The organism is Microbacterium sp. 77mftsu3.1 (assembly GCF_900100525.1).
Lineage (GTDB): Bacteria > Actinomycetota > Actinomycetes > Actinomycetales > Microbacteriaceae > Microbacterium > Microbacterium aquilitoris.
The window spans coordinates 62,505-80,294 of sequence record NZ_FNCR01000006.1; the positions used below are offsets into that span (position 1 = coordinate 62,505).

Below are 17,790 nucleotides of genomic sequence, written 5' to 3' on the forward strand. Positions count from 1 at the left end.
ACCGTCACCCCAAAGGACTGACCTCATGACCTGGACCGAAGACGACCACCCCCGCGCCGCGTCTGGCACGTTCACCGACAAGCCTCAAAGCGACCCCGAGATGAGCCTCACGCTCCCCGTCCACTTCCTCCGCACCGCCACCGGTGTCCACCGAGTCCGTGCAGGTAGCGAGGAGGACGCGGCCCGCGAGCACACGGCCCTGACCGGCGAGCACGCCGAACCCATCTACCTCGCCGAAACGATCGCGTACTCGAAGCACGGTCGCGTTGCCGTCGACTACTCCTTCCTCGACGAAGGGGAGGATGGCGAGTACGACCCCACTGACGAGGAAGACACCCCGTACGCACGGATCCGCATCGAGGTCGACCCGGAGCGCGAGGGTGGGGAACCCGAATCGTTCAGCTTCTGCACGCGCGTGCCTGCGTACGCCGACCCCACACGATTCGTCGAGCGAGCAGACCGCATCGCCTGGGACCTGCACACGAAGTCGAGGTACGGCGCCGACGCGGCGGAGCTCGCTCGGGAGCACGTCCGCCTGGCCGAGGGCGCCACAGACCCCCTCATCACCCCGCCGCAGACCGCCGCGGAAGCCGCCCAGATGTACTGCGAGCGCGGCGAGGGTGACGTCGTCATCGGGCACTACATCGTGAACACCCGCACAACAGACCGGGACGCACAGCCGTACCCGTCGATGCGGATGGCTGAGCTTCATCTGCCAGCGGGCTACGACAGCTACCGCGTCCAGGCCGGTCCCGTCTTCCTCCCGAACGGGAAGGTCGCCGTCGCCCCGACCGCAGCCTGACTTTCCTCTCGCCGCGCAATTCTTCTCGGAGAAGAATCGGGCGGCGAGAGAACGGTGTCGTCACCCCGGTCTACTATCACCGTTCACCACCTCCGCCGCAGGGTAGAGGGTACGAACGAGTGATACGGAACCGATGTGACTGCGACGATTTCCCCTTCTCCGCTGCGCGCGGAGTATCTTTCCACGCGCCCCCGGCACTCGTTCAACGACGTCGCCGACCGCTACGAGCGCCTTGCCGCGATGACCGCGCTCGTCGCATCCGAGACAGCTCGGCTTGCCGAACCGGCCGCGTGGGCGGCGTTCGCGGCGGGGCTGGCGAAGTTCCCGACACTGAGCCCAGCGAACGTGCTCCTCGTCCTCGACCAGCACCCTCTCGCGCGTCGAATCGACAGCCACTTCGGATGGGGATGCCTGCAGCGCACACCCGTCGAGCGAGGCATCGCCATCCTCCGACCCAGCGTCCTCTACAAGCGCGTGAACGGGCTGACCGTCTGGGATGGGGGGCGACCCGTCGTAGAGGAAGTGCGCCACCGACCCGCGACCGTGTTCGACTACTCGCAGACCGCCGGCGCCGTCATGGAGACGCCCTGGACCATTGCGCAGATCGAGCCGCGAGATGGTTTCATCGACGACATGCGAGCTGCCGCCGCCGCCATCGGCTACGCCGTCGAGTCGCGACGCGACGAAGCACCCGCGCAGCGTCGAGTGTTCGCACTCATCCACGGGCAGGACGATCGCACCAAGGCGATGCGCCTCGCACGAGACCTTGGCCGAGCGGCCGGGGGAGAGGCCGGAGCCGACCTGTTCGCGTACGCACTCTGCACCGCAAACGGGATGGACGTCCCCGTGCCTCCGCTGCCCGTCGATCCTGAGGTGGCCGCGGCCGCCGCGTCGTCAGGCCTTCGCCGGGTCCTCCGGCGCGTCGAGTTCCGGAACCTCGTCTGACAGGAGCGCGGCCAGCTCGTCGTCAATCGACGGCCGGTGCGGGTCGTGCCCCTGGACGAGGTTGAGTGCACGCGCCGTCGTGCAGGGATAGACGTCGCCGTCGGAGACGCAGTCGCCGTACATCTCGGGGACGTGCACCTTTCGGAGCGCGTTGACCAGGATGTCGGTGCGGTCCGTGCTTGCCGCGACGGACAGCTGCCCGGCCTCGAACGCGTGAACGGCGGTGAACATGGCGATGTGAGCGACCAGAGGAGCAACGTCACCGAACACCCGTCGGAGCTTTTCCTTGGCCGTCAGCTCGAGCGACTGGCCGTGCTCGTCCTGCAACTGGATGATGGTGTCGACGGCGGAGTCGAGGTAGCTGTTGGCTTCCTGCTCTGTCATCACGGGCAGGTCACCCTGGGTGGGCGCGGCGGGCGTGGGCTCAAGAACATCTGTCATGGCCCTTCCATGCGCGGTGCTCCCGGACCGCGTGACCAGCGGGACCCACCGACAACCTTGCAACTTGCAAAGTTACAAGGTTGCGGTCAGCTCCGTGGTGTCAGCGTGGCGAACGTCCCGTCAGGGGCGACCGAGGCGACTATCGGCGTCTCCGTCGTGAACTGGTACACCATGTACAGGGTGCCGTCAGGACCGACCGCGGTCGGACGCGGCGGAGCGCTCGGGCCGTACGGATCCTTGATTCCGTCGAACGGGTTCTCGATGGCTTGTTCATCCGTGGCGCCGGACGGAGAGATACGGGCGATCCAAGCCGTGTTGTTCTGGCCGAACAGAGTCCCATCAGGGGTGGCGACGATGGTGTGCATGGTCGCAGTCGTGGGGATGGCCACCGCAGGCTGGCCGTCCTTGACCTTGTACACGGACGACCCCTTCAGGTAGACGACACCAGCGTTGTCGGCGGTCATCGCGATGACTCCCCAGTCGCTGTAGGTCCCGACGGTTGTTCGAGTGCCATCTGTCGCCAGCCGGTAGACCGTGCCGGCCATCGCCACGAACACGTTGCCGTCGGGACTGCTGGCCACGAGGGGAGGGGGGCCGCTCGTCGGGAAGCGGGTGGCGACCTCTGACGTCCCGTCGGGCGCGAGGCGGTAGACCGTGTGGTGCGCGACACCGCCACCGTCAGGCCCGACAGCAACGACGTAGAGGTTGTCCTTCGCGTCTACAGCCATCTGCGCCGAGGAGTTGATCGGGCTGTAACGGCTCTCGATGGCGCCGGTCCATGACACGAGCCGTGCCTCGCCATCGACGATGCGCGTGATCTGGTTGTCCGCACCGAGCGTGTACAGGCCGTGGCTCGTGTAGGCCACGTACGCGGGGTCGTTCAAGGCGACCACGGCGCCAGCGGGCTTCGCGACGATGGGCGCCGGGCCGACGGGCCCCGAGGCAGTCCCACTTCCGGGAACGAGCGCGCCGGGCGCGCAGTCGCCGCTGACGACGGGGTTGGGGACGCCGGTGGGCAGCCCGCCGACGGCGGTGAGGGCGGCAGCGCTGGTTGATGCCTCCATCGCCTTGGTGGCGGTGTGCGTACGGGCGAAGAACGCGCCGCTGGGGGAGAGGGCAACGGCGGCGTACGCTTTCCCGTCGGTGCTGGCGGTGACGCAGAGCTTCACGTTGCTGGACGGGGTGAACTGCACCCCGAGGTCGGAGGCGCGGTCGATGAGACCGGGACCGTTCAGGTACCCGAATCCCTTAGCGCTGGCGGCCGCCTCGCCGATGGAGACATGGGAGAGGTCGTTCACGGCAGAGGCGTCCTGTGCGGACTTCACCCACCCGGGGACAGCGAGGACGCCGAAGACGGCGACGATGATGCCGACAGCGATGCCGCCGAGGACGAGGTACGGGTTTGCCACGTAGATCTCCTGTGGATCGGGAGGCCGGTGTCGGATGACCCGCGACCTCCCCGTACCCTGCGGAAGAGCTGGCCAATTCTTGGGACCGCGCATGAACGAGACATGTTCACACCGACAAGCGAGCTCGACCCGAGCCTGAACGCCGACGAGTCGTTCGAGCGCACCCGCATCAGCTACGACACCAGCGACGCCTGGCCGCCCGAGCCCACCGTCATCACTCACACGTTGGCCGGCGAGCTCGCCGATCGCATTCGCGCGCGCCTCGGTGCGGCGCCGGACGACAACGTCACCATGACAGAGACGACAACGGAGGGCGGGTACTCCTCGTACACGCGCGAGATCGCCACGGACTTCACCGTCACCGCAGGGGACCGCGCGGAGACGTTCTACGCCGACAGTCAGGCGGACTGGCGCGAGGACATCGGCCGGTCTTTCGCTGACTCCGTCTTCGCCCGGTTCGACGCGTGGCTGAACGCAGCAACCCGACCCGAGCAGCTGTTCGCCGACTGGTTCGAGTTCGACGAGGAGAGCGGCCCGGTCGTTTGCTACCGGTCGAAGGCTGAGACTCAGCTGGTCCGTGCGGCGTTCATGCACCGCGTGCACACCCACAGGCTCGCTCTCACCGGCGTCGCCGACGGTCAGGGCCGGGTGTGGGAGCTCGACTTCATCACCGACCCCCAGACGGCCGACCGCACCCCCAAGGTCATCCACCGGTTCCGCCTCGGACAGGTCGATGGGCTCACCGTCAACCGCGACGTCCAGCAGCACCTCCTCGAGAAGATCACAGGCCGCCTCATGTCGGGACGGGGACGATGACCACGCATAGCGAGAACATGCCGACACCGTTCCGTCACATCTCGAAGTCCCAGCGCACCCTCCGCGACCTCCGCCAGGGCGCCGGCACGGTCTATCACCAGCTCCTCGCGCTCGGGTTCACTCCCGAGGACATCGCAGCCGAGCACGACCAGTACGCCCACAACCGGCGCATCAGCCTGTCGCTGGCCGGACAGGAAGGCAGCGACCTGCCCTTGGTCGGTGTCTCCTACGGCGGTGACTTCCGCGCCGAAGAGGAATGGGGCATCCCTGAGATCGCCAAAGCCCTCCGCGCCGAGGAGCAGGACCGCGTGTTCTCCGGCGAGCGGGACGGCGTCTGGTTCCTGGGCCTCCGCGCAGACCGCGGCATACGCCGTTGGCAGCCGGATGAGCGCGACTACCGCGTCATCGAGACCGCTCTCCGCCGCTCCCGCGAGGAAGCACGCGACGAGCACTGGCGGGACCGGTTCCTCAAGGTCGCCGAGCTCCGCCAGGGCCTCCGCGATGCCGGCGTCACCGGGCCGCTGCCGCGCACGAAGGTCGAGCTGCAGGCCCTGTTCGCTGAGCGCGTCCGCGAGCAGCACCCGCTGTCGAACATCGGGGAGTTCCACAACGGGGACGTGCTCATCATGGTGCCCGCTCGGCCCGTCATCACCGCTGTCCTCCGCATCCTCGCCGGCTCCGGCAAACACCTTCGCATGGGCGGCTCCGCGAGCCCCTTCGACCGCGGCGCGACCATCTACGACGAGCGCGATCTCACGAACGAGACCGTCGAGGCTTCCCTCACGCACGCGGCGTACGCCCGCAAGCAGAACCGGAAGGCCGAGCCCATCCGGAAGGCCCTCGCCGCTAAGGGGTACCTGTTCGCGCTCAGCTCGCCGAACCGTCGCGACGGTGTCGACCGGTTCTGGCTGAACTACTCACCCCACGGGCACAAGCAGGTCTCTGGTTGGTTCACCCTCGTCGAGCTCCAGGAGCGCGTCGCGTCAGGTGACTGGTCACGTTCGCGGGCCGCCGCCTGACCCAAGCCGCGCATGTAGGTTAGGCCGCGCCCGCGGCGCTGCCCGCACACCTAGGAGCCCGAATGCCCGCAACCTCGCCGTTCGACCAGTACGAGGTCGGCACGATCTTCAGGATCCACACGCGGGACCCCCGCTGGCCCCACGTAACCCTTCGCGAGGTGGAGGGTAGCCGCGACCTGTTCGACGGGATGGATAGGCACGTCCCCTCATACGACTGGGAGCGCGCCATCCCCGTCGTGGCGCCCTCCAAGTATCGAGCGGTCGACGTGGTCGAGTCCACGAAGTACCCCTTCGACAGCGTGCGAGAGATCGACCGGGGCGGCGGCGTTGAGTACTTCGTCCGACGCGACGCCGTGCGGAAGTCTGCGTGGCCCGGTGAGCCGGTAACTATCGAGCCCGAGAATGCCGAGCCCGAGGAGTCTAAGCCGGTGGTGTACGTCCCCGCCGGCCGGGTCGCCAAGATGCTCCGCGACGCTGCGTACAGCATCACCAACGTCTACGACCACTACGGAGATAACGACGCCGAGATGCAGGCGCGGAGCGTCGTCGCGGAAGCCCTCGGCGACCTCGCCAGCAGCTTCGAGAGCTACGACCCCGAAGAGGACTGACAGCCCCACAGCTCTCCCGTGCCGCATCACCTTCCCGCTGCGAACCTTTCGGGCGTGCCTCGTACATGGGAGGCATGACGCACATGAACCCGGCCGACGAAGCCGCCCGCGAGAACGCCCGCAGCAAGACCACCGGCCAGTTCGGCACGCAGGATCACAGCGCACCCGAATGCTCCCTCGCCACGGTGGATGCACCCGCAGCCACGTACACCGTGCTCAAGGACGGCGCAGCCGTGTCCGGTGCCACTGGTATCGCCACGATGACCGACGCGCTGCACCAGGCCCACGTCATCATGAACACGACCCGTTACGAGCGGGACAAGGCCAAGCCCACGTTCGAGATCCGCACCGACGAGGCAGGCACGACCGTCACCGTCCCATACGGGGACCAGGGCCGCATCGTCGGATATCACCTCGGAGACGCGGTCGCCGCTGAGGAGCTCGACGCGCGCGGCCTGACCCTCGACGACCTTGAATCGCCTCGCGTTGAGCCGTTCATCGACCTCGGCCCGTACAACGAAGGTGACCTCAACAACGTCGCCCAGTGGGCACGAGACGCCGACTACAACGTGGCCACCGTCTACGCCACCCGCGACGAGGAGACCGGCGAACGCCACGTGGACGTCAGCGTCCATGAGAACTTCCTCTGGAACGCCGACACCCAGTTCCCCGACGACGAGTACGAAGATGACAGCGACCTCGACCCGCACGATGACCGCCCCGCCGCCGAACAGCGCTACGACGCGTGGTTGACCGAGAACGAGGACATCGTCCGGGCGGTGTACCTTGAATGGTTCAACGCTGAGATCGACATTCCCGAGAACTGGGGCTACGCCTCCGTCTCGCTCCGCACCACGGTCCCGTATGAGCGGTTCACCGAGTCGCTCGTCTTCGAGGACATCGCCCCGCTCCTGGCGAAGCACACCAACGAGAGTGACCCGGGCACCTTCGGCTCCCCGTACGTCATGAACGAGGTGTGGCGCCGCGTCGAAGCTCGCGACGAGGAGCGTGAGCGGGTCGCCGAGCTCGTCTCCCAGTGACCTCGCGCGCATAGGCCGACCATGGACCTCCACGTGGTGCTCGAGAAGCACGAACGCACCGGACGCATCGAGCGGATGAACGACTCGACGTTCCACGTCGCCAGCGAGAAGCACAACTCCTCCGCCACCGTTCGCATCCTCCCTGGCCGCGCCACCGTCGACTTCGTCACCCACGCTGCCGTGCCAGCGTCCGTGCCCACCAACGCTGTCCTCCGAGACCAGATGAAGAAGTTCAACGGCTCCTTCTACGCCAGCGCTCACCAGCTCGACGAGTTCCTGAAGGAGATGTCGTGACCCTGAACGCGACACTCCAGCGGCACATCCAATCCGGCCATCTCCAAGCCGCTCGCACACCGTCGGGAACCCGACTCGCCGCAACCGCGCCGCTTGGCCGTCACGGCGACGTCGAGTACGAGGTGGCCGTCACCATCACGATCACCTACACCGGTCACCGGAAAACGGTCACCTCCGCGTGGGCCGGCGGCAGCCGCGTCCAGAAGGTGCCGCTGGAGGCGAACTGGCCGGCGGTCAAAGCCATGCGTGAAATCGAAGCCGGCGACCAGGGGGAGGACGCCCTCCGCCGCCTCCTGGACGCCACGCTCCTGCAGTACTGACCGGCCCACCTACGCTATTTGAGCAATTCGACACGCCAGAAGTTGGCGTCGTGAGCACTTTGTTGCTAAGCCGCGTACATCGTACGCATGGACAGCAGCGGTGAAGTCGAAGTACGGCGGGAAATCGCGCGACAGGAGGACGGGCGTTTCGGAAGCGACCCCGGCACACCTCCGGAGCTGCAGCTCCCAGGCCTCGTGCCCCAGGAGATCCTCGAACTCATCGTGGACACCGAGGAGGCGCTGCAGACTCTGAACGAGGCCATCGTCCACGAAATCGACGCAACGATGCCGGCTGAGGCCGACTTCGTCAACTACGAGCTGGACGACACGAACCACCTCGTCATCCGCGAGGTGCTCGGAGACTACGGACTCGAAATCCCGCAGACCGGCTACGAGCACATCGGCGAGTCGCTCCGGCTCCTCGGCGAGCCGTACGTCGACTTCGATGGTGACCTCGTCATGAACAGCCTCGACGTCTTCGGGTGGGAGCGCGAGGAAGAATACGACCCGCTTCGCGACAACCAGGCACGCCTCGAGCGGGCCATCGCGTACGAGAGGTGGAAGCGGACAGCCACCAAGCGGCAGGGCGTCGCGATCGAGGCGATCCGCAACCACGGTGGTAAGGACATCGAAGCGTTCGACTTCGCCTGGGACCAGGCGACACGCACCCTGTCCCTGGCAGCGATCATTCGAAAGGACGGACGCAGCGAGGTGCCCTGCATCGAGGACTGGGGCAGCTACAACACCATCGCCGCCTACATCAACGAGCCGGGGCTCAGCGAGATGATCCGAAGCGACCTCACCGGGCAGTACCGCCTCCGCGGCCTCGGCACACACTGAGCGTCGGCCGCCGGCGGCTGACACGTCCTACGGATGCAGCTTCGGCCTGTGAGCGTCGGGAAACCGTCTCTGCGGTGCGCCTCGTGTAGTCGTCACCTCGTCGACGGTGCGTCCAGCATGAGACTGGCGCGCTCGCGCTCTTGAAGTCGCCGACGTGCGGCGAGAAGGGCCAGCCGGACCTCATTGGGCGTGGACGCCGCGGCGACGGCGGTGAACGCGGGATCCGCGTCGAAGTCGAGCCGGATGAGCTCGGTCAGCGCGGCACCACGCTCAGCGGCCAGCACGCTCTGCTCGATGGAGGCGAGAGCCGCGGTGCGAGCGACGAGGAGGGTGTTCTCACGTCGCAGCTTTCGGATGACCTGTCGGGCGCGCCGGTACCCCTCCTCTCGGATGGTTTCGGCGATCTTCTCGACGTTGTGTTCAGCGGCCTTCTGGCAGTAGAGGAGGTCGGGCGCATCCTTGGGAGGGATGATCCGCCATTCGCCGGGGAACCCGACGACCACGCCCTGCGCCAGTGACAGCTCGCCGACGAGGTGCAACAGGCGTTGCTCGCGGCTTTGGCGAGGGCGCGAGAAGAAGCGGCGGAGGCGTCCCGTGGTCGTCATGGCTACTCCATGCGCGGTCCGCCCCCGCCGGCCGGTCACGCTCGTGTGTGCGGATTCGCGCCGTCGACGTCGGGCAGGTACTCCCAGCCCTCCGCCTGCGCCCGCGCGAGGTACGCGCGGACGTCGGCGATGGACCAGAAGCCTTCCTGGATATCCGCCTCGTGCCCTGGGTGGCAAGAGAGGACCGCGACGATCGAGTAGCCGTCCCATTCCTTCGTGCCGCGGGTGCTGTCCTGGGCGACGCGGTACTGCTTCCCTCGGTAGGTGAACGTCCGATCGCGTCGAATGGCGATCGGCACGAAGATGCCGCGTTCCTCGTCGTAGATCCGCCGCCGCTCACCCCGCAGGTGGCGGTCACGTGACGCGTTGGCTTGACGTTCGGTCCGGTAGCTGCCGCTGACGACCGAGCGCGCCCCGCAGGAGCAGAACCATGCGACCTCGCCGGGAAGCCACGCGATGTCCGCGCGGTGCTCAATTCGGAGTCGCTGGGTGGCGCGCTCGGATGCCGCGTGGTCGTACGCGCTGTCGCTCACAGGCCGAGCCGCTCCGCGAACTCGTCGGGCGTGATGGTCTCGATGCCGAGATCGGTGGCCTTCGCGAGCTTGGAGCCAGCGCCGTCACCGGCGACGAGCAGGGACGTGTTCTTCGACACCGACCCGGACGCCTTGCCGCCGTGACGCTCGATGAGCTCGTTCATCTCGTTCCGGCCGTACGCCTCGAGCTTCGTGCCCTTCGTGGAACCGGTGACGACCACCGACATGCCCGCGAGGACCGCGGCGCCCGCGTTCTCGTCACGCTCGACCTCGCTGGTGACACCCAGAGCGATCAGGCTCTCGATGACGTCGCGGTTGCGCTGGACACCCGCGTGGATGACGTCTGCACGCTCGGGGCCGACGCCCTCGACGGCGAGCAGGTCGTCGCGGCTGGCGGCCAGGAGCGCGTCGAACGACCCGAAGTGGGCGGCGAGGCGGCGACCGAACGTGCGGCCGGTGAGGCGGATGCCGAGAGCGGTGATGATGCGGTTGAGCGGCTGGCGCTTCGCCGCCTCGATGCCATCGACGAGCTTCTGCGCGTTCTTCTGGCCGAGGCGACGGATGCCGCCGGTCGAGGTCTCGCCGAGCGGGAGAGCCGTCAGCGTGGTGGCGTCCAGGCGGAAGAGGTCGTCGAGCGCACCGACCAGGCCTTCGTTGACGAGCGCGTCGGCGATCTCCGAACCGAGCCCGTCGATGTCGAGCACGTCGCGGGACGCGGCGTAGCGGATGAGTGCGCCGACCGAGTCGGCGGGGTTCGTGGACGTCAGGAACTTGCCGCGTTGGACGTAGGGGTAGCCGTCGGCGTCCTCGGTCGGCGGAACCCACGGGGAGGTGGTCTCGTCGTTGGTGACGGAGAGCACCTGGGGGATGATGTCGCCCGCCTTGTAGACGACGGCCTTCGACCCGATGCGGATGTCCTTCTCGGCGATGAGGGACGTGTTGTGCAGCGACGCGCGGCTGATGACACTCCCGTCCACGCTCACCGGGTCGTACACCGCGGTGAAGGACAGGTTGCCGGTGCGGCCGACCTCCACGACGATGTTGCGGATGACCGTCTCACCGGTCTGGGCCTCGTACTTGTAGGCGACGGCCCACTTCGGGGCGCGGGACCCGGTGCCGAGTTCGTCGCGGACGGCGGCGGTCGCGGCCTTGAGGACGATGCCGTCGGTGGGGAACTCGTAGTCGGCTCGCATGGCGCCGAACGCTTCGATGGCGGCGAGCACGGCGGCGGGGTCGCGGGCGTCCACCACGGCGGCGCCGGTGAGCTCGTCGGCGAAGTCGAACGCGTCGGTGTCGTCGGGGTTCGTGATGGTGTGGTCGTAGGTGACGAACGACATCTCGACCTCGTAGTTGAGGGTCTCGACGCGCGCGGATCCGGCGGTGGCGTTGCGGGGGTTCGCGAAGCCGGGCTTGCCGGAGGCGATGCGGTTCGCGTTCGTGGTGAGGAAGTCGTCGGTGCTCATCAGCAGTTCGCCGCGCACCTCGAAGTCGCTGTGCGACGGGACGCCGTAGCGGCTCTCGACGTACTCCGGGAGACCTGCGACGGTGACCTGGGCGCGGGTGATGCGGTCGGTGATGTCCTCGCCGGCGCGACCGTCGCCACGGGTGACGACCTGGACGAGCTTCCCGTCACGGTAGACGGCGCGGAGGGCGAGGCCGTCGAGCTTCGGCTGGACGAGGACCTCGGTCTCACCTTCGGCGACCAGGCGGGCGAGGAACTTCTCGATGTCCTCGTCGGTCTTCACCTTCTCGAGCGACAGCATCGGGGTCGGGTGCGGCACGTCGCCTGCGACAACGACACCGGCGGCGACCGCGTCGAACAGGCCATGCTCGATGATGTCGCCGGGCGGGATGAGCGCCATCTCCGCGGAGGAGATGGCGTCGAGCAGCGTGTCGTACTCAGCGTCCGTGAGGGGCGAGTCGGAGCCGGTGTAGTAGGCCGCAGCAGCGGCTTGTGCGGTCGCGACGGCCTCCTGGTAGTCCTCAATGAGGGTCGGGTAGCCAGCGGTGAGTCGCGATTCGATGCCTGTCATGTCTCTTCCATGCGCGGTGCGCACTCAGAAGCGTGCCACAACGTGCACTGACGACGGGTCACTACCCGGCGGTGTCACGCGGAGGCGAGGGTCCGTTCGTTGAAGATGACCACGCCTTCGCCACGGTGTTCGTCGAGCTCGTAGCGGGGGATGCCCGTCGCTTCGTGGCCGCCGGCGGTGCGCACCGTGTAGGTGTCGTCGTAGGACGGCTGCGAAGCATCGGCGCCGTGCTCTAGGTAGCTGAGGGCGAGGAGCTCGCGGGCGTCATCCTCACCGACGAGGCGGATGAGACGGTCAAGGGAGGTCTCGACGGGGTCGCCTCCGACCCGGCCGCGCTGCGCGTTCGCCTCGAAGCCTGCCTGCGCGAGCACTTCGTTGACGGAGGGCGTCTGGAGCTCGAAGTCCTGGTTGCCGGTCTCGTAGATGAAACCGACGCCGGCCTCACTGGCGCTGAGGGTCACGGCGTAACGGGCTGCCGGGTCAGCAACCTCCTCGGGAAGGTGCTGCCGGGTGACCATGCCGCGCACATCGTGGCGCTCTGCGATCGCTGCGGCTGTGTCGAGGATCACCTCGCTGAACCAGACCCGGTCACCGTCACCGTTCAGTGGCATGACCCGGGTGGTGCCCTCGGCCATCTCCGTCAGGTGGATGTTCTCGAGCGCAAGCTCGGGGGAGGTGTGCTCCTGCGCGCCGAACCGGCCCTGGATGCGGGCGGCCTCACGGCGCTGGACGGACTCGTCACTGATGTTCTGCTGCGTCATGCCCTCGATGTACGCGGCGCGTCGTCCGCGTAGGCTTCAGCGCACGAGAGGGGCGGGTTGCGTGGGCGATGACAGGGCGGATGCGATGGCTGACTACCTTGCAGACAGTGCGGCGGCGTACGACGCATGGGGTGAGCCGCGCGCCAACCCGCACGTGTTCATCCACTTCGACAAGCCGCTCAGCGAGCTCAGCGTCATCGACGTGCTGAACGCTGTGCCGGAGCTGGCAGGGGTAGACATTCGCGACTGCATCCATGAGGCCAGCACCGCTCACCGGGAGGCGTCAGGGGAGCGACAGGAGGACATCGGTGCGGTGATTGCCGCCCTCCGCGTCGAGCTCGCCCGCCGCCGCCGAGGCTGACCACCTCAGCGGAAGATGCCCTTCACGAGAATCGGGTGGTGGTCTGACCCGAGCGGGGCGACATAGCGGCCATTCTTCATCTTCCCGGCGTTCGCCCACGACGTGATGATGGTGCGCGAGGGCTTGACCAGGACCTTGTCGACATGCGCGCCCCACGTCACGGCGATCACAGGCTTGGTGCTCATCGTCGGGTTGGCGGAGTTGTGGTGCTGGCCGGAGAGAGCTCGGGCCTGATCGAACGCGTCCGACCATCCGCGCCGCAGGAGGACGGATGCCGTGGCGTCCCCTTCCCGACCCTTGCTGACGTTCAGGTCGCCCAGGATGACGGGTGAGGCATTACGAAGAGCGGGGTAGGTCTTCCCGAGGCGGCTCATCGTCTGATTCACGTAGGTCGCCAGCTGGTCAGCTTCGTACTGACGCTGCCGGGTGCGGGCGGAAGAGTTGCCGACGACGAGGTGGGTGTTGAACACAACGACGTGCTGCCCCGAACTGTGGCGAAGTGCCGACCATGCCACGCCCTGTCCGGCGGATGAGTACCGGCTCCGGAACTTCCCGCTGCCGCTGGTCTGCACCTTGCCCTTGACGGTGACCTTCGAGAATGTCCCGTTCCGGACGAGGATGTCGTTCTGCCCGTTGACGGCGAACGAGTAGCCAGCGGGCGCCTTCGTGTACTTCGAGGCCTCCTGCAGCCCCACGATGCCGGGAGCGAGCTCGCGAATGCGGGAGTCGATGATCGGCTTCCGCTTCGCGATTCCGGAGCATGCGTTCGAGCAGACGTTCCACGTCATCAGCGAGTACGCCTTCGCCTTACCGGCGGTGGTCTCTGCGGCGATGGTCTTGTGCGCGACGCGGGCGGACCCGACCCCGCGGCCAGCGTTGTTGGTCGCGACGACGCGCACGAAGTAGTCCTGGCCCTTCCGGAGCTTGGAGATCTTCGCGGACGAGTCGCGCACCGTCATGGTGGGCTTGGACATCTTCGCCACCCCCTCGAACGACGTCGAGGCGTAGACGTCGTAGGCGGTGGCTCGCTTCACGTTTGGCCAGTCGATGGTCAGGGTCGCGCCGTCACGCTCGAGCGACGCCCCGACGAAGGTCACCAGGCCTGTCGCCTCCGGCCGGGACGTGTACCAGGGGTCCCTCATGTCGGCCTGGGTGCGGGTGATGTGGGGGACGCGGTTCGCGCTCGGGCCACGGCCGATGTTGTTCCGGGCGGCGACCCGGACGGTGTACTTCACGCCCGGTTTGAGTCCGGTGATCTGCGCTGATGACCGGGCCACGTTCTTCGTTGGGGTCAGCATCGTGAACACGGCATCCGGGTCGGTGTTGACGAACACGTCGTAGGAGTTGGCGCGTGCGACGTCTGCCCAGTCGAGCTTCATGCTTGACCCACTCTTCGTCCAGGCGGCATCTACGACGGTGACCTGCCCCGTGACCGGTGGGGCGGCCGCGTACCACCGCTCGCCCTGCTTCAGGGTGACGTGTCGGATGCGACCGGATACCGTGCCGCGGCCGGCGTCGTTGACCGGGAAGACCCGGATCGTGTACTCCGTGCCCGGGCTGAGGCGGGTGAGCTTCGCGGAGGTGCCCGTCACCGTCATCGTCGGGGTGGTGACAGAGGTGATCCCATGCCAGTCGAGCGCGGTGAAGACCTCGTACTGCGTCGCACCCGCCACCTTCGGCCAGGAAATTGTGACAGTGGAACCGCTGGGGGTCCACGACCCGCCTGTTGCCGCGATCGCGGACATGGGCTGCGGCCGTGCGGCCGCCGCCGCCAGCTGTGTCGGTGGCGCTGCCGGTGCCGCGTGGGCAACCGTGGTGGGGATGGCCAGGGCGCCAGCAAGCGCCAGGCACGTACCGATGCGGAAGATGCTCCGGGGGAGGCGGCGGATGGTGGACATGGGGGTCGCCTCCTGACGATCAGAGCCCGTTACGCGCGAGCCGCCCTCAGGTCGAGCACCTCGACGATAGACGGCCATGCCGGGCAGAGCGCCTGTGCTTCTGCGCTCTGCCGAAACCCTGCGGCGAGAACCGGGTAGAGGGGCACGTACTTCGTGGACAGGTGCGCGTAGCGAGGGTGCTTCGGCGACAGGCGGATCCCGTTGCCCCAGACGTCTGCGGTCTTCGCGATGAGGACGCGCGGGTTGCTCTGGACGGCGGGGATGACGTGGTCGAGGTAGGGGACGCCGTCTTCGTTTGTCAGCCCGTCGAGGGTGAGCTGCACGTCGTCGCCGAACACGCCGCCGAGCGCGTTCAACGACCCCTGCCGGGTGGGTCCCAGGTCTATCCAGTTCCGAAGCGGCGAGTGAGCGCGCTCGTAAACGCGCTCGGGGGCGTCCTCGACCGAGTCGTGGAGGAGCGCTGAGACGAGGGTCGCCTTGTCCTTGACGCCCCACGTGAGCAGGCGGAAGTAGACGTCGACGGGGTGGTAGATGTAGGGGATGCGGCCGCCGACAGCCCACCGGCTCTGCCCGTCGTGGGCGTACTTCGCGATGTCGTACGCGCGCTGCAGGTCGTAGTCCCCGGCGAAGGTGGAGCGGAGGAGATGCTCCTGGGCGCTCACGATGCCACGACCTCAGTGACGGGTGTGGTGATCCGCTTCACGGTCTCCCCACCAACGATGACGTGGAACTTCGCGGGGAGCCCGACATTCGGAACGGTCGGGGCCTTCCCGAGGGGGAGGGGCTCGAAGTCACCCGGCAGGCGCTCCTCGCGGTAGCCGCCGGTGGGCTTGGCCATGCCGGGCTTGCGCGTCAGGAAGAGCCGGCCGTCCTGCTGCTCGAGGAGCAGCTCAGTGCCCGCGGCGGTGCGGATGATGGTGCTGAATGCCGTGGAGTCCGTCATGCCTTCCCTATGCGCGGCCCGCCGCAGGGGAGATGTCGGAACCCTGGATACGCTGAGGGGTCCACTACCTGGAGGAACCACCTTGCATCTCGCTCGCCCCACCGCCGCCATCGCCATCGCCGCCCTCGCGGCCCTGACCTTCGCCGGGTGCGCCCCTGCCTCTCCCGAGGAGCAGGTCGAGGCAGAGCTGACGTCCTTCATGGACGACGTCAAGAACGGGAAGACGCCGAACTGGTGCGAGGACACTGCGGAGAGCAACGCGGACAAGGAGATCAGCCAGCTGGAGGTAGCTGACGGTGTGAAGCCCTCATTTAGCCAGTACGACAACGGCGAGGGTAACCCCGAAGGTGCCGAGGTCTGGTCAGCCAGTATCGAGGGGCGCCCAGCCGGCACCGAGGACGTCGTGCGGGGACACTCGATTCAGGTTCGCGTCCTCGGGGACGCGGACCCATGCATCGAGTTCGCCTACGGCTGGTGACGCCCCATCACACCCCGGTGTGCCCGTAGGCGTACCGGTTCACGTGGAGCGGGTCGGCCTGCTCGCGAGTGGACGCCTCGCGGTTCTCGTACCGTGCGCTTGATCGGAGCGAGAGCGCTTCGACGGCGTCCGCTCCGACATGGTCTTCGATGAACGTGCGCAGTCGGATGCCGAGAGCGTGCGTCAGCGGCTCATAGTCGTGGAGTACTCCCCAGATGTCGGCCAGGAACTCCGCGTCGTTCGTCTCGTAGGTGTTGACGCGTCCGGTGTACTCGATGCGTCCGCCCACGGCTGCGGCATCGGGCAGTGTCCCACGAAGCCGCGTCGTGCCGAGGTCATCGGGAGCCGGCGGGTAGTAGACCCCACGCCCTTCGAGGCGGTGCAGGCTCCCACCCGGTGTGTAGTCGGGCAGTGTCGATCCGTCAGCGAGGCGGCTGGTCATCGGGGCTCCTTCGTGGCTGGCTACCGATGACATGCGCAGTGTCAGGCCGCGTCCGTGACGCGCTCGGCACCGCAGCGGTCCAGGCGGATGCCGATGAGCGGCAGGTACGGGGCGTGTGACTCGAACCCGATGACGTCGCGGCCTTCCAGGATGGCGGCTTCGAGCGTCGTGCCGGACCCGGCGAACGGTTCGAGGACCGTGCCACCGTGGGGGACGACGAGCCGGATGAGCCAGCGCATCACGGACAGTGGCTTCACGGTGACGTGCTTCGTGCCGTCTTCGGCGACCGGACGCTCCTTCACCGGGGCGCGGCCGGCGTAGGCGAACCGGAGCTCCTCGAACGCGTCGTCCACCTCGTCGTAGGTCTCCTCGATGAGGGGGAAGAAGCGGGAGGGTCCACCGACGTCGTTGTGCTCGGTGCCGCCCTTGGTCATACCCCACCCGTCCCCGGCGGCGCCCGAGCGCGGCTTGCCTGCTCGGGACCTCGAGGCCGGGTACGCGGCGTCCAAGCCGTCGGCGGCGTCGGCGGAGAGAAGAGTGTTGGCGGGCCAGCGTCCTGGCGGGTTGTAGTCGTCGCGGAGCGCATCGCCGAAGTTGCCGAAGACGTCGTTGCCGCCGTGGCGGGTGCCGAACTTCCCGTGTGCGTTTTTCGTCTTCGTCTCAGCCTCATCCGCCTCGCTCCGGTACGGGGTGCGGGAGTCCTCGATGTTGAGGCCGCCGGTCCCGTGGGCGGCGATGTTCTCGTCGATGGTGCCCGCGAGGGGCTTCTGTGCCATGACGATCGGCTCGTGGCCGGGCTTCAAGCTCTGCTTGGTCTTGGCGAAACTGTCACTGCGGATCCAGGCGATCGTGTCCTTGACGCGGAACCCTGCCATCCGGATAGACAGGCCCATGAGGTCCACGGTTCGGGAGCCGGCGAAGCTGACGAGGTAGCCGCCGGGCTTGAGGACGCGGAACACCTCGTCCCAGAGCGCGGGCGGCGGAACGAACTTGTCCCACGGGTTCCCCATGAACCCGCGGCCGGCCGGCACGAACGCCCGGTCACCGGACGCCCACTTCGTCAGCGCCTCGACGAGCTTCTTGTCCGAGATGTCGGTGAGCCCGTACGGCGGGTCGGTGACGACGGCGTCGACGGAGTTGTCGGGGAGCTCGCGGATGCCGTCGAGCGCGTCGGTGAGGGAGATGGAGGCAGTGGGCACGAG

22 protein-coding genes are annotated in these 17,790 nt (G+C 67.7%); 11 read left to right on the top strand and 11 right to left on the bottom strand.

Translation table 11 applies throughout. The annotated features are described in order from the left end of the window. Positions 1-25 precede the first annotated feature (25 nt). Both BLR68_RS15060 and BLR68_RS15065 read left to right on the top strand, forming a co-directional pair. A complete protein-coding gene (locus tag BLR68_RS15060) occupies positions 26-802 on the top strand; it encodes a hypothetical protein (protein ID WP_018185883.1) in 777 nt (258 codons plus the stop codon). A 135-nt stretch (positions 803-937) separates the two neighbouring features. Further along, positions 938-1,747: a hypothetical protein gene (locus tag BLR68_RS15065; RefSeq protein ID WP_018185884.1), complete on the top strand. Its 810-nt coding sequence runs from the start codon at positions 938-940 to the stop codon at positions 1,745-1,747. Here the strand turns inward: BLR68_RS15065 and BLR68_RS15070 are convergent. Both BLR68_RS15070 and BLR68_RS15075 read right to left on the bottom strand, forming a co-directional pair. Next, positions 1,697-2,188, bottom strand: a complete 492-nt coding sequence (locus BLR68_RS15070; protein WP_018185885.1) for a hypothetical protein — start codon at positions 2,186-2,188, stop codon at positions 1,697-1,699. The genes BLR68_RS15065 and BLR68_RS15070 overlap by 51 nt on opposite strands. An 86-nt stretch (positions 2,189-2,274) precedes the next feature. Further along, positions 2,275-3,597 (bottom strand): NHL repeat-containing protein, encoded by a 1,323-nt coding sequence (locus BLR68_RS15075; RefSeq protein ID WP_018185886.1) that lies wholly within the window; start codon positions 3,595-3,597, stop codon positions 2,275-2,277. 102 nt (positions 3,598-3,699) lie between these two features. On the opposite strand from BLR68_RS15075, the gene BLR68_RS15080 reads away from it, so the two are divergent. The 7 genes from BLR68_RS15080 to BLR68_RS15110 all read left to right on the top strand — a co-directional run bounded on the left by BLR68_RS15080 (position 3,700) and on the right by BLR68_RS15110 (position 8,534). Next, complete coding sequence (locus tag BLR68_RS15080; protein WP_018185887.1) at positions 3,700-4,413, top strand: hypothetical protein; 714 nt, start codon at positions 3,700-3,702, stop codon at positions 4,411-4,413. Then, on the top strand, positions 4,410-5,432 hold the full coding sequence (locus BLR68_RS15085; protein WP_143015788.1) for a hypothetical protein: 1,023 nt from the start codon (positions 4,410-4,412) through the stop codon (positions 5,430-5,432). The genes BLR68_RS15080 and BLR68_RS15085 overlap by 4 nt, the downstream gene beginning before the upstream one ends. A 62-nt stretch (positions 5,433-5,494) precedes the next feature. Further along, positions 5,495-6,040, top strand: coding sequence for a hypothetical protein (locus tag BLR68_RS15090; RefSeq protein ID WP_018185889.1), 546 nt, complete (start codon positions 5,495-5,497; stop codon positions 6,038-6,040). Positions 6,041-6,114: 74 nt separating this feature from the next. Beyond that, entirely contained in the window at positions 6,115-7,080 is a 966-nt protein-coding gene (locus BLR68_RS15095) for a hypothetical protein (protein ID WP_018185890.1), read from the top strand. 21 nt (positions 7,081-7,101) lie between these two features. Continuing rightward, the gene (locus BLR68_RS15100; RefSeq protein ID WP_018185891.1) at positions 7,102-7,374 is read left to right on the top strand and encodes a hypothetical protein; all 273 of its coding nucleotides are present in this window, start codon (positions 7,102-7,104) and stop codon (positions 7,372-7,374) included. Next, a complete protein-coding gene (locus BLR68_RS15105) occupies positions 7,371-7,694 on the top strand; it encodes a hypothetical protein (RefSeq protein WP_018185892.1) in 324 nt (107 codons plus the stop codon). Before BLR68_RS15100 ends, BLR68_RS15105 begins: the two co-directional genes overlap by 4 nt. 87 nt (positions 7,695-7,781) lie before the next feature. Beyond that, positions 7,782-8,534: a hypothetical protein gene (locus tag BLR68_RS15110; RefSeq protein ID WP_143015789.1), complete on the top strand. Its 753-nt coding sequence runs from the start codon at positions 7,782-7,784 to the stop codon at positions 8,532-8,534. A gap of 92 nt (positions 8,535-8,626) precedes the next feature. Here BLR68_RS15110 and BLR68_RS15115 read toward each other — a convergent pair whose 3' ends face one another. The 4 genes from BLR68_RS15115 to BLR68_RS15130 form a co-directional block, all read right to left on the bottom strand. Beyond that, positions 8,627-9,139 (bottom strand): hypothetical protein, encoded by a 513-nt coding sequence (locus BLR68_RS15115; RefSeq protein WP_018185894.1) that lies wholly within the window; start codon positions 9,137-9,139, stop codon positions 8,627-8,629. A gap of 35 nt (positions 9,140-9,174) precedes the next feature. Then, positions 9,175-9,672: a hypothetical protein gene (locus tag BLR68_RS15120; protein ID WP_018185895.1), complete on the bottom strand. Its 498-nt coding sequence runs from the start codon at positions 9,670-9,672 to the stop codon at positions 9,175-9,177. After that, complete coding sequence (ligA, locus tag BLR68_RS15125; protein WP_018185896.1) at positions 9,669-11,705, bottom strand: NAD-dependent DNA ligase LigA; 2,037 nt, start codon at positions 11,703-11,705, stop codon at positions 9,669-9,671. The genes BLR68_RS15120 and ligA overlap by 4 nt, the downstream gene beginning before the upstream one ends. A gap of 74 nt (positions 11,706-11,779) precedes the next feature. Next, positions 11,780-12,466: a hypothetical protein gene (locus tag BLR68_RS15130; RefSeq protein WP_018185897.1), complete on the bottom strand. Its 687-nt coding sequence runs from the start codon at positions 12,464-12,466 to the stop codon at positions 11,780-11,782. An 85-nt stretch (positions 12,467-12,551) separates the two neighbouring features. Between BLR68_RS15130 and BLR68_RS15135 the strand changes: the two genes are divergently transcribed. After that, the gene (locus BLR68_RS15135) at positions 12,552-12,827 is read left to right on the top strand and encodes a hypothetical protein (RefSeq protein WP_143015790.1); all 276 of its coding nucleotides are present in this window, start codon (positions 12,552-12,554) and stop codon (positions 12,825-12,827) included. Between the two features lie 5 nt (positions 12,828-12,832). Here the strand turns inward: BLR68_RS15135 and BLR68_RS15140 are convergent, their stop codons facing one another. The 3 genes from BLR68_RS15140 to BLR68_RS15155 are packed head-to-tail and all read right to left on the bottom strand — an operon-like array spanning position 12,833 to position 15,668. Next, on the bottom strand, positions 12,833-14,725 hold the full coding sequence (locus BLR68_RS15140; protein WP_176770694.1) for a fibronectin type III domain-containing protein: 1,893 nt from the start codon (positions 14,723-14,725) through the stop codon (positions 12,833-12,835). Between the two features lie 29 nt (positions 14,726-14,754). Further along, a complete protein-coding gene (locus tag BLR68_RS15150; RefSeq protein WP_018185901.1) occupies positions 14,755-15,387 on the bottom strand; it encodes a hypothetical protein in 633 nt (210 codons plus the stop codon). Beyond that, positions 15,384-15,668: a hypothetical protein gene (locus BLR68_RS15155; protein WP_018185902.1), complete on the bottom strand. Its 285-nt coding sequence runs from the start codon at positions 15,666-15,668 to the stop codon at positions 15,384-15,386. Before BLR68_RS15155 ends, BLR68_RS15150 begins: the two co-directional genes overlap by 4 nt. Positions 15,669-15,750: 82 nt before the next feature. On the opposite strand from BLR68_RS15155, the gene BLR68_RS15160 reads away from it, so the two are divergent. Next, positions 15,751-16,146 carry a hypothetical protein gene (locus BLR68_RS15160; RefSeq protein ID WP_018185903.1) on the top strand — a complete coding sequence of 132 codons (396 nt, stop codon included), beginning with the start codon at positions 15,751-15,753 and terminating at the stop codon, positions 16,144-16,146. A gap of 7 nt (positions 16,147-16,153) precedes the next feature. Here the strand turns inward: BLR68_RS15160 and BLR68_RS15165 are convergent, their stop codons facing one another. Together BLR68_RS15165 and BLR68_RS15170 are read right to left on the bottom strand one after the other, a co-directional pair. Beyond that, positions 16,154-16,588: a hypothetical protein gene (locus BLR68_RS15165; protein ID WP_018185904.1), complete on the bottom strand. Its 435-nt coding sequence runs from the start codon at positions 16,586-16,588 to the stop codon at positions 16,154-16,156. Positions 16,589-16,629: 41 nt separating this feature from the next. Beyond that, entirely contained in the window at positions 16,630-17,787 is a 1,158-nt protein-coding gene (locus tag BLR68_RS15170) for a DNA methyltransferase (protein ID WP_018185905.1), read from the bottom strand. Positions 17,788-17,790 lie beyond the last annotated feature (3 nt).

Excerpts from the sequence above, each read along its gene's own strand:
- BLR68_RS15060 (WP_018185883.1), top strand. The coding sequence starts at position 26 with ATGACCTGGACCGAAGACGACCACCCCCGCGCCGCGTCTGGCACGTTC.
- BLR68_RS15080 (WP_018185887.1), top strand. The coding sequence starts at position 3,700 with ATGTTCACACCGACAAGCGAGCTCGACCCGAGCCTGAACGCCGACGAG.
- BLR68_RS15135 (WP_143015790.1), top strand. The coding sequence starts at position 12,552 with ATGGCTGACTACCTTGCAGACAGTGCGGCGGCGTACGACGCATGGGGT.
- BLR68_RS15085 (WP_143015788.1), top strand. The coding sequence starts at position 4,410 with ATGACCACGCATAGCGAGAACATGCCGACACCGTTCCGTCACATCTCG.
- BLR68_RS15130 (WP_018185897.1), bottom strand. The coding sequence starts at position 12,466 with ATGACGCAGCAGAACATCAGTGACGAGTCCGTCCAGCGCCGTGAGGCC.
- BLR68_RS15140 (WP_176770694.1), bottom strand. The coding sequence starts at position 14,725 with ATGTCCACCATCCGCCGCCTCCCCCGGAGCATCTTCCGCATCGGTACG.
- ligA (WP_018185896.1), bottom strand. The coding sequence starts at position 11,705 with ATGACAGGCATCGAATCGCGACTCACCGCTGGCTACCCGACCCTCATT.
- BLR68_RS15070 (WP_018185885.1), bottom strand. The coding sequence starts at position 2,188 with ATGACAGATGTTCTTGAGCCCACGCCCGCCGCGCCCACCCAGGGTGAC.
- BLR68_RS15090 (WP_018185889.1), top strand. The coding sequence starts at position 5,495 with ATGCCCGCAACCTCGCCGTTCGACCAGTACGAGGTCGGCACGATCTTC.
- BLR68_RS15155 (WP_018185902.1), bottom strand. The coding sequence starts at position 15,668 with ATGACGGACTCCACGGCATTCAGCACCATCATCCGCACCGCCGCGGGC.
- BLR68_RS15095 (WP_018185890.1), top strand. The coding sequence starts at position 6,115 with ATGACGCACATGAACCCGGCCGACGAAGCCGCCCGCGAGAACGCCCGC.
- BLR68_RS15110 (WP_143015789.1), top strand. The coding sequence starts at position 7,782 with ATGGACAGCAGCGGTGAAGTCGAAGTACGGCGGGAAATCGCGCGACAG.
- BLR68_RS15165 (WP_018185904.1), bottom strand. The coding sequence starts at position 16,588 with ATGACCAGCCGCCTCGCTGACGGATCGACACTGCCCGACTACACACCG.
- BLR68_RS15100 (WP_018185891.1), top strand. The coding sequence starts at position 7,102 with ATGGACCTCCACGTGGTGCTCGAGAAGCACGAACGCACCGGACGCATC.
- BLR68_RS15115 (WP_018185894.1), bottom strand. The coding sequence starts at position 9,139 with ATGACGACCACGGGACGCCTCCGCCGCTTCTTCTCGCGCCCTCGCCAA.